At 73.6% G+C, this 13,097-nt stretch carries 11 protein-coding genes; 8 read left to right on the top strand and 3 right to left on the bottom strand.

The window, feature by feature from the left end; genetic code table 11:
* Positions 1-790: 790 nt before the first annotated feature.
* Positions 791-1,660, top strand: coding sequence for a class II glutamine amidotransferase (locus PV343_RS12095; protein WP_319146854.1), 870 nt, complete (start codon positions 791-793; stop codon positions 1,658-1,660).
* Positions 1,661-1,828: 168 nt separating this feature from the next.
* On the opposite strand, the gene PV343_RS12090 is transcribed toward PV343_RS12095, so the two are convergent.
* Both PV343_RS12090 and PV343_RS12085 read right to left on the bottom strand, forming a co-directional pair.
* Positions 1,829-2,320 (bottom strand): hemerythrin domain-containing protein, encoded by a 492-nt coding sequence (locus tag PV343_RS12090; protein WP_319146853.1) that lies wholly within the window; start codon positions 2,318-2,320, stop codon positions 1,829-1,831.
* A 410-nt stretch (positions 2,321-2,730) separates the two neighbouring features.
* Positions 2,731-3,066, bottom strand: a complete 336-nt coding sequence (locus tag PV343_RS12085) for a hypothetical protein (protein ID WP_319146852.1) — start codon at positions 3,064-3,066, stop codon at positions 2,731-2,733.
* A 228-nt stretch (positions 3,067-3,294) separates the two neighbouring features.
* On the opposite strand from PV343_RS12085, the gene PV343_RS12080 reads away from it, so the two are divergent.
* Positions 3,295-3,828 (top strand): 2'-5' RNA ligase family protein, encoded by a 534-nt coding sequence (locus PV343_RS12080; protein ID WP_319146851.1) that lies wholly within the window; start codon positions 3,295-3,297, stop codon positions 3,826-3,828.
* Between the two features lie 259 nt (positions 3,829-4,087).
* Here PV343_RS12080 and PV343_RS12075 read toward each other — a convergent pair whose 3' ends face one another.
* Positions 4,088-4,462: an STAS domain-containing protein gene (locus tag PV343_RS12075; protein ID WP_319146850.1), complete on the bottom strand. Its 375-nt coding sequence runs from the start codon at positions 4,460-4,462 to the stop codon at positions 4,088-4,090.
* A 599-nt stretch (positions 4,463-5,061) separates the two neighbouring features.
* Here PV343_RS12075 and PV343_RS12070 point away from each other — a divergent pair.
* The 6 genes from PV343_RS12070 (at position 5,062) to PV343_RS12045 (ending at position 13,069) form a co-directional block, all read left to right on the top strand.
* A complete protein-coding gene (locus tag PV343_RS12070) occupies positions 5,062-9,240 on the top strand; it encodes a SpoIIE family protein phosphatase (RefSeq protein ID WP_319146904.1) in 4,179 nt (1,392 codons plus the stop codon).
* Positions 9,240-9,551: an STAS domain-containing protein gene (locus PV343_RS12065; RefSeq protein WP_319146849.1), complete on the top strand. Its 312-nt coding sequence runs from the start codon at positions 9,240-9,242 to the stop codon at positions 9,549-9,551. The genes PV343_RS12070 and PV343_RS12065 overlap by 1 nt, the downstream gene beginning before the upstream one ends.
* Before the next feature lie 30 nt (positions 9,552-9,581).
* Positions 9,582-10,013 carry an STAS domain-containing protein gene (locus PV343_RS12060; RefSeq protein WP_319146848.1) on the top strand — a complete coding sequence of 144 codons (432 nt, stop codon included), beginning with the start codon at positions 9,582-9,584 and terminating at the stop codon, positions 10,011-10,013.
* Between the two features lie 544 nt (positions 10,014-10,557).
* The gene (locus PV343_RS12055) at positions 10,558-11,454 is read left to right on the top strand and encodes a TauD/TfdA dioxygenase family protein (protein WP_319146847.1); all 897 of its coding nucleotides are present in this window, start codon (positions 10,558-10,560) and stop codon (positions 11,452-11,454) included.
* On the top strand, positions 11,451-12,344 hold the full coding sequence (locus tag PV343_RS12050) for an ABC transporter permease (RefSeq protein WP_319146846.1): 894 nt from the start codon (positions 11,451-11,453) through the stop codon (positions 12,342-12,344). Before PV343_RS12055 ends, PV343_RS12050 begins: the two co-directional genes overlap by 4 nt.
* Positions 12,341-13,069, top strand: a complete 729-nt coding sequence (locus PV343_RS12045) for an ABC transporter ATP-binding protein (RefSeq protein WP_319146845.1) — start codon at positions 12,341-12,343, stop codon at positions 13,067-13,069. The genes PV343_RS12050 and PV343_RS12045 overlap by 4 nt, the downstream gene beginning before the upstream one ends.
* The last annotated feature ends 28 nt before the right edge of the window (positions 13,070-13,097 follow it).

Genomic DNA, 13,097 nt, shown 5'->3' with positions numbered 1-13,097 from the left:
ACCGCTTCGGCCGCCCTGAATAGCCCACGGACCCTGCACCACCATGCCGCTGGGCCCGCCCCGACCGCGCCATCTCCGCACCACACGCCGCTGGGCCCGTCCCGACTGCGCCATCTCCGCACCACACGCCGCTGGGCCCGCCCCGACTGCGCCATCTCCGCACCACACGCCGCTGGGCCCGCCCCGACCGCGCCATCTCCGCACCACACGCCGCTGGGCCCGCCCCGACCGCGCCATCTCCGCACCACACGCCGCTGGGCCCGCCGCCGACCGCGCCACTGCGCCACTCCCGCCCGCGGTCGGACGACGTCCTCCGGTGGTTTGCCCGTCCGCGGTGGCCGGGCGATGTCCTCCTCCTGCCCTGGTGGCGGGGCGCATGACAAAATGGCGGGGGGAGGAAAAGGCCGGATCCCAGGGCACGCCTGCGAAGGGACGCGCCGATGGCGAAGACCCCCAGCGCGGGGAAGCCGCAGCCCGCAGGCGTCCCGTCCGCCCCCGGCAACCCGCCCCCGCACAGCCGGCCGCCCTGCTCCGGCCTCCACCCACCACATCCGTGCCGGGCGCACCGACCCGCCGCTGCCACTGCCACTGTCGCTTCCACTGCCGCTGTCGCTGCTGCGGCTGCTGCTTGCCCGCCGCCCCGCTGCCTCACCGGCCGGCCCGCCCCTCCACCCCCGGCACTGCGGCCGCGGCGACGGCCGCCCCGGCGCCCGGGGGCCGGGGCCGGGCCGTCCCGCCGGGTTCACGCCCCCGGCCGTGGGGCACTCCCGGAAGACCCCCTGGAGGAACCATGTGCCGTCTTTTCGGTCTCAGCAGCGCCCCGCTGCGCACCCACGCCACGTTCTGGCTGCTGGACGCCCCCGACAGCCTGAGCCGGCAGAGCCACCGCGATCCCGACGGCACCGGTCTCGGTGACTTCGCCGCCGACGGCACCCCGCACGTCGACAAGGCCCCCATCGCCGCCTTCCGTGACCGGGCGTTCGCCGAGGAGGCCCGCCAGGAGCAGTCGCAGACGTTCATCGCCCACCTGCGTTTCGCCTCCACCGGTGGTCTGGAGATGCGCAACACCCACCCCTTCGAGCAGGAGGGGCGGCTCTTCGCGCACAACGGGGTCATCGAGGGCCTGGACCAACTCGACGACCACCTGGGCGAGGACCGGTCCCTGGTCCAGGGGGACACCGACTCCGAGCGGTTCTTCGCCCTGATCACCCGCGAGACGCGACGGCACGACGGCGACGTCGGCGCGGGCATCCGCCAGGCCGCCGGCTGGATCGCCGCGCACCTGCCCGTCTACGCCCTGAACCTGATCCTCATCACCCCCGACGAGCTGTGGGCGCTGCGCTACCCCGGCACCCACGAGCTGCACGTCCTGGAGCGGCGGGCCGGGGGAGAGCACGGCAGCCGGCACCTGGACCACAGCGGCAGCCACGGCCGCATGCGCGTGCACTCCTCCCACCTGGCCGACCACCCCGCCGTGGTCGTCGCCAGCGAACGCCTGGACGACAACCCCCACTGGCGCCCGATGGAACCCGGCGAACTCCTCCACGTCGACCCCGCCCTGAACCTCACCCGCCAGATCGTCCTGCCCGGCCCCCCGGCCCACCAGCTCACCCTCGCCGACCTGCACCCCGACGCGGCCGCCTCCCAGAAAGCCGCCTAGAACCTGTCCGGGCGATCGGGGAGGGGAGGGGGGAGGGAGGCGACGGCGCCGCACGCCCCGCCCACGCCTCACCCCCGCCGGACGCCCCCCGGAGAGGTAAGGGGCGCCCGCGCCGAGCCGAGCCGCGCTGGGACGGCCGCGCCGGGACGGAGCCGGGCCGTCCCGGGATCAGGAACCCACGATGCGGCGCACGTTGTCGACCGAACCGCAGCCGGCCTTCAGCTGCCGCTCGCGCTCCTCCCAGAACGCCGCGCCCAGTTCCTCGCGCCGCTCCATCGCCACGTTCTCCCGCGCGCCGTTGAGGATGGTGCGTTCCTCCTCGTCGGCGTGGTGGGTGACGGCCTCCACCAGTTCCTCCAGCTTGGAGTCCCACTCCTCGGATCCGACCTCGTCCACCTCGAGCAGGTCCAGCAGGGCCTGGTTGCCCTCGTCGTGCTCGTGCTCGCCGTGCTCGACCTCGTCGTCGTCGATGTTCTTGTACCGCTTCAGGGCGGGATAGACCTTGGCCTCCTCGGCCTGCGCGTGCGCGATCAGCAGGTCCGCGAACTCCTTCAGCGCACCGGCCCGGTCGGCCTCGACACTGCGCATCAGGCGGAACAGGTCCTCCATCCGCCGGTGGTCCTGGAGGATGAGCTCGACGACGTCCTTGGTTTCGGCCATGACGGGGCACCACTTTCGTGCGAACGAATTGAGAGCCCCTACCGGCTACCCGCACCGCCCGCGTTGATGACCCCTGCTCACCGGACACCGGTGAGCAGGGAAGTTTCCCCGTCGGCGAACGTCCGCGAACGGCTGCCGGAGCGGTCGGGCGGGGGAAGCGGGAAAACGGTGCCGTACACGGCACAGGCCGCTCCCGGCCGCTCCTGCTCGCCCCTCGCCGCTGCCGAGGGGTGGCGGACTTCGCTGCTGCGCGGGGTCGGCGGGGTGGGCGGGGTGTCGTACCGGGTGCGGACGGCGGCGGTAGGGGCGAGATCTACCGGAGCGGTGCGCGGTTCGGGTGGTGGGAGACCGACTGTCCGCCCCCTGTGCGGTGACCGCTGCCGCGCAGGGCCCGCCCCTCCGGGAGGGGGCTATTCCGGGTGGGTCACGGCGTCCTTCTGCAGCTGCACCGCCGCGAGCAGGCTCAGCCCCGGCTCCGCCTGGCGCAGGGCCTTGACGGCCGCGACGGAGGCGATGTCCCCGGTGAAGCCGGCCGCGGCCAGCCGGTCGCGGACCCAGCGGGCACGCAGCTGGGTCTCGGTCGCGGCGGCGGTCGACTCCACCAGCGCGGCGGCACGCTCCAGCCCGGGGCGCTCCTGCGGCGAGGCGTCCGCCAGCGCCTGCCGCAACGCCGCCGCGATCACGTCCGCGTCCCGCAGCGCCGGCACGACGTCGCTCTTCCTGCCCCATCCCATGATTGCTGTCATGAAGATCAGCCTGACGGTCATGTCCGCGGTCCGCCAAGCGACTTGAGGAGCTTCAGAGGAGCGTCTTGCGCCGGGCGGAGCGCCGGCCCTTGCGGCACCGCAGCGCCGGCCCCTTCCAGAGCCGACCGGCCGGGGCGGACGGTGCTCGTGGCCGGGTGTGCGGGCGCCCGGCGCGGCAGGCGCGGGCCACAGGCCCGCAAAGGAGTGAGGCGCCGCTAGGCTGCGGCGGTGCGCACGGTCGAGCTCCTGTTGGACGAAACGGCGGAGCTGGCGGTCCGGCAGGCCTGGCGGCGGCTCGCGGACGCGGGCCTGCCCAGCCAGGCCCGTCACCGCTCACCGACCAACCGCCCGCACCTCACCCTGGCCGCCTGCCCGGAGCTGACCGCCCCGATCCGCTGGGAACTCGCCGAGGCGGCCGCCGCGCTGCCGCTGCCGGTGCACTTCACCGGCCTGGTCCGCTTCGAACGGCCCACCTCGGTCCTGGCCTGGGCGCTGGACCTCGACGCTACGCTGGCCGGCCTGCACCGCCGGGTGTGGGAGGCGGTGGCCTCCGACAGCCCGCCCGAGACCCTCAACCCCTTCCACCACCCCGCGCGCTGGAGCCCGCACATCACCCTCGGCCGCACCCGCCGGGCCGGCGCCTTCACCGCCCGGCGGATCCCCGAACTCCTCCCGGCCCCACCGCTGTCGGCCCACCTGGTCACCCTGCGCAGCTACGACACGGACACCGGCGCCCTGGAGACCCTCACGCCCCGCCCCTGACACCCCCCACCCCCCGGGGGGGCCCTGCGGCCTCTGCCGGCCGGTCACCGAGCCGGCCGGTCACAGACCGGTGCCCGCCTCCCGCGCCAACATCCAGCGGCCGAGTCAGGCCCGCCCGCGCCGGCACCGCGCACGTCCTGCTCCCGCCGCGTGCATCCACCGCGCATTTCACCGTACGGACCGCGTGCGGGCACCCCGCTGCCTGACCCGGCGCGCCGGGGGAGGCCCCGGGGGCTCGGCATCTGCCCTCCGGGGCCCGTCAGCCGCTGCTCAGGGCCTCGACCGCGTCCTCGACGCTGGGGTGGAACGTGAGGATCTGGTCGAGTCCCGTCATGCGGAAGAGCTGGCCGATGGCCGGGCTCGGTGCCGCCACACAGAAGGAGGAGCCGGTGGCCCGGGCGCGGTCGTGGGCCGTGATGATCGTGGTGATGCCGGTGGAGTCGCAGTAGTGCAGCCGGGACAGGTCCGCGACGATGCCGGCGTCGCCGGCGCCGGGGCTGCGCAGCAGGTCCTCCACGGCACGGCCGAGGCGGGCACCGGTGTGGTGGTCCAGCTCCCCGGCCAGGCGCAGGACCACGGGGCCGCCGGGGGAGGGGTGCGCGCTGATGGCCAGCGTGCCCTCTGTCTCGTTCACCAGGTCTCCTGTTGTCAGTCGGCCACGCCGGGCGAGGCAGTTCCTGCCCGACGGTCGTCGTACGCGGGGCAGCGTGCTTCTCAGCCCTCGCGCACGCCCGGCAGATGCGTCCCTTCCCCGCGGGTTTCCTTGCCCGCTGGGATTATCCGCCGCGGGCGCCGGAGTCTGCGGTGAAAGCAGGAACTCCCCTTGGAGGCCGTGCGTTCGAGGGCTTTGGAAGAATGCCGGACGGATGCCGGACGGAGCTGAGAAGCCGTCGTCCGCGCAGGGGCGGGACAGGTGCTGGTATCAGGTGGCGTTTCCGGGGGCAGGCAGGCATAGGCACGCGATGACGAGATATGCGTGTGCTGGTCAGGTGTCGGGGATGTCCACCGGGGTGGGCGGGGTACGAAGGGGACGGGTGTCTGGTGGAGCGTGCGGAGCAGCCGGGGCGCCGACCGCAGCCCGGGGAGGCGGCCGGTGAGGTGTTCGCCGCCGACCGGGAGGTGGGCCGGGACCTGGCCCGGGTGGACTGGGCGGCCACGCCGCTCGGCCCGCCGCGGCAGTGGCCGCAGAGCCTGCAGACGGCCGTCAGCATCCTGCTGTCCTCCCGCTTTCCCATGTGGATGGCCTGGGGCGAGGAGCTGACCTTCTTCTGCAACGCCGCCTACCGGCGCGACACCCTGGGCCGCAAGTACCCGTGGGCGCTGGGACGGCCCGCCAACGAGGTGTGGGCGGAGATCTGGGACGACATCGGCCCCCGCATCCAGGCCGTGCTGCGTACGGGCGAGGCCACCTGGGACGAGGGCCTGCTGCTGTTCCTGGAACGCTCCGGCTACAGCGAGGAGACGTACCACACCTTCTCCTACAGTCCGCTGCGCGACGACGACGGCCGGGTCGTCGGCATGCTGTGCGTGGTCAGCGAGGACACCGACCGGGTGATCGGCGAGCGGCGCATGGCCACGCTGCGCGACCTGGGCTCGGACCCGAGCGTGATCCGCACCGAGCAGGAGGTGCTGGCCTTCGCCGACCGGCAGCTGGCCCGCAACCGCAAGGACCTGCCCTTCACCCTGACCTACCTCTTCGACCAGGACACGGCCCGGCTGGCCGGGTCGACCGGTATCGACACCGGCCTCCCGGCCACGCCGGCCACCCTCCCGTACGACACCCCCGGCCCCCCCGACGCCGCCTCCACCGCCCCCGCCGCGCCCGACGCCGTCTCCACCGTCCCCGCCGCGCCCGACGCCGTCTCCACCGCCCCCGCCGCGCCCGACGCCGTCTCCACCATCCCCGCCGCGCCCGACGCCGCCTCCACCGCCCCCGCCGCTGCCGCGCCCGACGCCCACGACGCTCCCGCCACGCCCGATGCCGCCGGAGCTCTTGAGGCGGTGTGGCCCGCCGCGGCCCTGGCCGCGGGCGAGGCGGTGCTGGTGCCGCTGACGGGGGACGTCTTCGCCGGCCTGCCCACCGGTGACTGGCCCGAACCCCCCGTCCAGGCCCTCGTGGTCCCGCTCCTGCAGCAGGGCAGCGCGCCCTACGGTTTCTTCGTGGCGGCGCTCAACCGCTACCGCGTGCTGGACGAGGGCTACCGGGGCTTCGTCGAGCTGACCGCGGGGCACGTCGCCTCGGGCATCGGCAGCGCCCGCAGCTATGAGGCGCAGCAGCGGCGGGCGGAGGAGCTGGCCGAACTCGACCGGGCCAAGACCGCGTTCTTCTCCAACATCAGCCACGAGTTCCGTACCCCGCTGAGCCTGATCATGGGTCCGGCCGAGGAACTGCGCACCCGTCTGGCCGGTGCGGAGGAGCCCGTACGGCGCGAACTCGACGTCATCGTGCGCAACGGGCTGCGGCTGGGCAAGCTGGTCAACACGCTGCTGGACTTCTCCCGGATCGAGGCCGGCCGTATGCAGGCCTGCTTCGAGCCGGTCGACCTGGCCGCCGTCACCGCGGAGCTGGCCAGCGTCTTCCGCTCGGCGATGGACCGGGCCCACCTCGTGTTCGAGGTGGACTGCCCGCCTCTTCACGAACCGGTGTATGTCGATCGCGGCATGTGGGAGAAGGTGGTCCTCAACCTGCTGAGCAACGCGCTGAAGTTCACCTTCGACGGGTCGGTCCGTATCGCGGTGCGCCGGGCGGCCGGTCATGCGGTGGTCACCGTCGCCGACACCGGGATCGGTGTGCCCGAGGCGGAGATGGAGCGGCTGTTCGAGCGTTTCCACCGCATCGAGCACGCCCGCTCCCGCTCCAACGAGGGCAGCGGCATCGGGCTGGCCCTGGTGCGTGAACTCGTCGGCCTGCACGGCGGCACGATCAGCGCGGACAGCACCGAGGGCGAGGGCACCACCTTCACCCTCCACCTCGCCTTCGGCACCGCGCACCTGCCCGCCGCCTCCGTGGCGCCCGCCGGCCGCAGCACCACCGGCTCGGCCGGCGCCGACCCCTACGTCCAGGAGGCCCTGCGCTGGCTGCCGGGCGAGAGCGGCGAGGTCGGCACCGATGCGGGAGCCGCGGTGCCCCCCACGCCCGTGCCGGGGCCGGCGGGCACGGCCCGGGTGCTGGTGGCCGACGACAACGCCGACATGCGCGAGTACCTCACCCGCCTCCTGACCGGCGCCGGATACGAGGTCACCGCCGCCCGTGACGGCGTCGAAGCGCTCGACTTCGCCCGCCGCGAGATCCCCGACCTCGTCGTCAGCGACGTGATGATGCCCCGCCTGGACGGGCTGGCCCTGCTGTCCCGGCTGCGCGGCGACACCCGCACCGCCTCGGTGCCGGTGCTGCTGCTGTCGGCGCGGGCCGGGCAGGAGGCGTCGATCGAGGGACTGCAGGCGGGCGCCGACGACTACCTCGTCAAACCGTTCGCCGCCGCCGAACTGCTGGCCCGGGTGCGCGCCAACGTCCACCTCGCCCGCCTGCGCACCCACCACGCGCGCTGGCGCACCGCGCTCATCGACTCCCTGCAGGAGGCGTTCTTCGTCTGCGACGAGTCCGGCGCCGTCGTGGAGATCAACACCGCCTTCACCGACATCCTCGGCTACGGCCCCGACGACCTGCCCTACGCACCCGTCCAGCCCTGGTGGCCGGATGCCGCCACCGACCCCGTGGCCCACCAGCAGGTCGGCGACGCCTTCGCCGACCTGCTGCACAACGCCCAGGGCTCCTACACCGTCCCCGTCTCCCACCGCGACGGCCACCGGCTGTGGGTCACCGTCACCTACAACAAGGCCCGCGACCCCGACACCGGACGCCGGGTCACCGTCGGCACCTTCCGGGACGTCACCGCCGAGCACTACGCCGTCCAGCGCGATGCGGCCCTGGCCGCCCTGAGCACCTCCCTGTCCACGGCCGCCAGCCTGCCCGAAGCCCTCGCCGGCGCCCTTGACCGGCTCCAATCCCTCTGGCGCGCACGGGGCGTGGTGGCCGCCCTGTTCACCCGTGCCGACGTCCCCGTCCTCACCGCCACCGACCCGGGCCTGCGCTGGGAGGACCTGCCCGCCCGGCACCAGGAGCTGCTCACCGCCCTGCGCGGCCGGCCCGCCCTGACCCCCCTCGCCGACGACACCGGCGCCGGCGTCCTGCTGGACCACCCCGACGGCCCGCTCGCCTGCTGGATCGACCTGGGCGAACACCGGCCCTTCACCGCCGAGGACCAGCTCCTGCTCTCCCTGCTCGCCGGGCACCTCGCCCAGGGCCTGGTCCGCGCCCACCAGATCGACCAGCAGCGCGAGACCGCCCTCGCCCTGCAACGCGCCATCCTGGGCCCGGCCCAGCTCCCCGACGGCTTCGCCGTGCGCTACGAGCCGGCCACCCGCCCGCTGGAGGTGGGCGGCGACTGGTACGACACCGTCGCCCTGACCGACGGACGGATCGGCATCGTCGTCGGCGACTGCGTCGGCCGGGGCCTTCAGGCGGCCAGCGTCATGGGACAACTGCGCAGCGCCTGCCGCGCCCTGATGCTGCAGGACCCCAGCCCCGCCCGCACGCTGATGGCCCTGGACCAGTTCGCCGCGAGCGTTCCCGGCGCCCTGTGCACCACCGTCTTCTGCGGTGTCCTCAACCCCGGCACCGGAGAGCTGACCTACTCCAGCGCCGGCCACCCGCCCGGCATCCTCGCCCACCCCGACGGCACCACCCACCTGCTGGAGGAAGGCCGTTCGCTGCCGCTGGCCGTACGGCCGGGCATCCAGCGCCCGCAGACCTCGTGCACCCTGCCCTCCCGGGCCACGCTGCTGCTGTACACCGACGGGCTCGTCGAACGCCGCCGCCGCCCGCTCAGCGACGGCATCGACCAGGCCGGCGACGCCGTCCAGCAGGGCCGTGACGTGCCCGTCGACGACCTCGCCACCCAGGTCATGGCCCGGCTCGCACCGGACGGCGGCTACGACGACGACGTGGCCCTGCTGCTCTACCGCCACCCGGCCCCGCTCCAGGTGTCCTTCCCCGCCGAGTCCGGCCAGCTCGCCCCGGTCCGCAAGGCCCTGCGCAGCTGGCTCGCCCAGTGCGAGCTGCCCCCCGGCGACGTGCAGAACGTCCTCGTCGCCGCGGGCGAGGCCTGCGCCAACGCCATCGAGCACGGCCACCGCGACGCCCCCGGACAAGCCGTGCGGCTGCGGGCCGAAGCCCTGGTCGACCACCTGCGCCTGACGGTCGCCGACAGCGGCCTGTGGAAGGTCCCCCAGCCCGAGCGCAACACCCACCGCGGCCGGGGGATCACCCTCATGCGGGCCATGATGCAGCAGGTCACCATCACACCCGGCCCGTCCGGCACCACCGTCGACATGCAGATGAGGATCTCCTGATGACCACCCCGCTCACCCTCACCACCGGCCGCCACCCCGACGGCACCGTGCGCCTGACGGTCGCCGGTGAGATCGACATGAGCAACGCCGGCTTGCTCGCCGAGGCCCTCGACGAACACACCGGCCCCCTCGTGGTGGACCTGACCGAGGTGGAGTACCTCGACAGCGCGGGCCTGAGCGTGCTCTTCGCCCACGCCGACCGGCTCCGGCTCCTCGTCACGCCCCTGCTGGAGCCCGTCCTGACCGTCTCGGGCCTCACCGACCTCGCCACCGTGCACGCCCTGGGCCCCGACCACCGGCCGCACGCATAACGAAATCCCCGTACCCGCACCCCAGGAGCGATGACCGACGTGAGCGACACCCTCGACCTGACCGTCCACCACCCCGGCCCGGACACGGCCGTCCTCACCGTCGCCGGGGACCTGGACCTGCACACCGCACCCACCCTGCGCGCCCGCGCCCTGACCGTCGTCACCCGCGACGTCCCGCACCTCGTGATGGACCTGACCGGCGTCGACCACGTCGACTCCACCGGCCTGAGCACCCTGATCACCCTGCTGCACGCGACGCGGGAAGCGGGCGGCTCGCTCCGCCTCGCCCAGATCCCCGGCCGCCTGATGCGGATGGTGACCCTGACCGGCATCTCCCACCTGCTGCCCGTCTACACAACCGTCGCCGACGCCCTCACCGACCCCACCGGAGCAGCCGCCCCCGAGGCCGCGGCCGAAACCACCCACGGCGGCGCGGCCCAAGCCGCCGGCCTGCCCGGCTGACACCAGGTCACCTCACCGCCGCGACGCGCCCTCGCACGGCGGCAGCCGGGGCGCCGGCTCCGTGTCCGCGATGCAAGACCCGCAGGGGAAAACGTTGACCGGCGCGGTGGACCTCTGCTGAACTCTCGTCCCATGAACCCGCGCGTGGACCTCACCCGGCGGCGCCACATCGATCTGGCGCACGTCTCCAGCGCGTTTTGTTGTCGCTGACCCGGCACACGGCCCCCGGCACCGCCGTCCCGGCAGGCTGAGCACCCGCCCGGCACGCCCTCGCACGCGGTGACCCGGCAGTCCTCGCAGTCTTCGGGCGGCTCGATCCGCCCGGCCCCACCTTCCGCCTGATCCCCGCTGATCTGCGGCCCCTTGCGCCGCTGACCGGCGGGGCGATCGCGCGCCGCGACCGACTGCCCCTGCACCGCGGACGGCACCGCCCCGCCAACCGCCCCCTTTTGCCCGGCCTCTGAGCCGCACGCTCACGCCGACTCCCCACCCCTCAGCACCCGGTGGCGCGCCCGCGCCCCCTGCCTCCAGGAGGACTTCTTTCATGCCTGTGTCCCTCCGCAAGCTCACCGGCCGTATCGGCGCGGTCGTCGAGGGTGTCGACCTCGCCGCGACGCCCGACCCCTCGACGGTCACCGCGCTGCGCGACGCCCTGAGCGCGCACAAAGCGCTCGTCTTCGACGACGTCGACCTCGACAACGCCGGCCACGAACGCGTCGCCGGCTGGTTCGGCGACCTCACCACCGCCCACCCGAACGTGCCGGCCGCCGACGGCACCGTGAACGTCCTCGCCGTCGACAGCGAGACGTCCAAGGCCAACGAGTGGCACACCGACGTCACCTTCGTCGTCAACCCGCCGCAACTCACCACGCTCCGCACCCTGGTGAGCACGCCGTACGGCGGCGAGACCCTCATCGCCAACACCGCCGCGGCCTACCGCGACCTGCCCGCACCGCTGCAGGCCTTCGCCGACTCGCTGCGCGTGGTGCACACCAACAGGTACGACTACGCGCGCCCCGCCGCGGCGACCACGCAGCGCCAGGAGTACGACCGCGTCTTCGTGGCGACACCGTACGAGGCGGAGCACCCGCTCGTGCGGGTGCATCCGCTCACCGGCGAACGCGGCCTGTTCATCGGCGCCTTCGCCAAGCGGATCGTGGGCCTGCCGCCCGCCGACTCGGCCGACCTGCTGCGCCTGTTCCAGTCGTACGTGACGCGTCCGGAGAACATCCTGCGCTGGACCTGGTCCCCGAACCAGCTGCTGATCTTCGACAACCGGATCACCCAGCACTACGCGGTCGACAACTACGACGACCACCCGCGCCGCCTGAACCGGGTGACGGTCGCCGGCGAGGTACCGGTCGGCACCGACGGCCGCCGCAGCGAACAACTCATCGGCGATGCCTCGCACTACACCAAGGTCCTCGCGGTGGCGGCGTGAGCGACGTCCGTATTCCGGCGCCGGCCCTGGCCAAGAACCCGGACGCCCTAAGACCGAAAGAGCCTGAGCGTGAGGTGTTCGTGCCCGACGGCGCCCGCCGCCGCACACCGCTCACCGCGCTGCGCGAGCGGCTGCGCTGGCCGCTGGGCATCTACACGATCCCGGTCGTGATTCTCATCGCCTGGGAGGTGCTCGCCCGGGCCGGAGTGCTGCCCGCCACCAGTGCCCCGGCACCGACGTCGATCGCCGACTCCGCGGTCGACCTGTGGCACCAGGGTGTCCTGGGCCCGGATCTGGCCATCTCGCTGCAGCGGGCCGGCACCGGACTGGCGCTCGGCCTGAGCGTGGGCATCGTCGCCGGGGTGCTCGGCGGGCTGCTGCGCAGCGGCGAGTACCTGTTCAACGGGATCGTGCAGGTCTTCAACACGATCCCCCTCCTCGCGGTGCTGCCGCTGATGATCGTGTGGTTCGGCATCGACGAGCTCACGAAGGTGCTGCTGATCTCCTTCGGGGCCGGTGTCCCGATGTATCTCAACCTGTTCGCCGCGATCCGGGCCGTCGACCAGCGCCTGATCGAGATGGCCCGCACCACGGGCGCAGGCCGGCTGCGGCTGGTGACCCGGGTGCTGGTGCCCGGAGCCCTGCCCGGATTCCTCGTCGGCCTGCGCTTCTCCCTCGCCTACAGCCTCCTGGGCCTGGTCGCCGCCGAAACGGTCAACGCCGACAAGGGACTCGGCTTCCTCATCACCCAGGGACAGACCTACCTGCAGACCAACCAGGTCTTCGTCGGCCTGGTGATCTACTCACTGCTCGGCCTGCTCGCCGACCAGCTCGTCCGCGCTCTGGAGCGGCTGCTGCTGCGCTGGCGGCCCAGTTATGAGGCGTCATGAGCAGCACGACCGTGACCCAGCGCCGTGGCACCGGGGCCGTCGTCGAGCAGGTCGTCCGCCGCTTCGGTGAGCGGACCGTCCTGGACCACCTCGACCTCACCCTCGCCGACGAGGAACTGGTGATCCTGCTCGGCCCGTCCGGCTGCGGCAAGAGCACCCTGCTGCGGCTGCTCGCCGGACTCGACCGGCCCGACGCGGGACGGGTCGAGGTCCCGGCCAAGCGGGCGATCGTCTTCCAGGCCGACCGCCTGCTGCCCTGGCAGCGCGTCCTGCGCAACGTCACCCTCGGCCTGCACGGCGCGGACGCCGAACAACGCGCCCGCGACGTGCTGGCGGAAGTCGGTCTCGCCGGCCGGGAGAAGGCATGGCCCAAGGAGCTCTCCGGCGGCGAGGCCCAACGCGTCTCCCTCGCCCGCGCCCTGGTCTCGGAGCCCGAACTCGTGCTGCTCGACGAGCCGTTCGCCGCCCTGGACGCCATCACCCGGCTGCGTATGCACGACCTCGTACGGGGACTGCGGACCAGACACCACGCCGCCATGCTGCTCGTCACCCACGACGTCGACGAGGCGATCGCTCTCGCCGACCGCATCGTCGTCATGAGCGACGGCCGTATCGGCGCCTCCCACGAGGTCCACCTCAGCCCCGCGGACCGGGAAGCGAGCACCGCCCGAGAAGACCTGCGCGCCCGGCTCCTTCGCGACCTCGGCCTCGCCGGCCGGCACTGACCTCCCCGCCAGCACCCACCCCAGCTCA

It is taken from the genome of Streptomyces sp. WI03-4A, assembly GCF_033792105.1.
Taxonomy (GTDB): Bacteria; Actinomycetota; Actinomycetes; order Streptomycetales; family Streptomycetaceae; genus Streptomyces; species Streptomyces collinus_A.
This window is presented reverse-complemented; position numbering and strand designations above follow the sequence as displayed.

What these genes read in the sequence shown, in the direction of transcription:
- PV343_RS12095 (WP_319146854.1), top strand. Translation starts at nt 791, where the DNA reads ATGTGCCGTCTTTTCGGTCTCAGCAGCGCCCCGCTGCGCACCCACGCC.
- PV343_RS12090 (WP_319146853.1), bottom strand. Translation starts at nt 2,320, where the DNA reads ATGGCCGAAACCAAGGACGTCGTCGAGCTCATCCTCCAGGACCACCGG.
- PV343_RS12085 (WP_319146852.1), bottom strand. Translation starts at nt 3,066, where the DNA reads ATGACAGCAATCATGGGATGGGGCAGGAAGAGCGACGTCGTGCCGGCG.
- PV343_RS12070 (WP_319146904.1), top strand. Translation starts at nt 5,062, where the DNA reads ATGTGGATGGCCTGGGGCGAGGAGCTGACCTTCTTCTGCAACGCCGCC.
- PV343_RS12065 (WP_319146849.1), top strand. Translation starts at nt 9,240, where the DNA reads ATGACCACCCCGCTCACCCTCACCACCGGCCGCCACCCCGACGGCACC.
- PV343_RS12060 (WP_319146848.1), top strand. Translation starts at nt 9,582, where the DNA reads ATGACCGACGTGAGCGACACCCTCGACCTGACCGTCCACCACCCCGGC.
- PV343_RS12055 (WP_319146847.1), top strand. Translation starts at nt 10,558, where the DNA reads ATGCCTGTGTCCCTCCGCAAGCTCACCGGCCGTATCGGCGCGGTCGTC.
- PV343_RS12045 (WP_319146845.1), top strand. Translation starts at nt 12,341, where the DNA reads ATGAGCAGCACGACCGTGACCCAGCGCCGTGGCACCGGGGCCGTCGTC.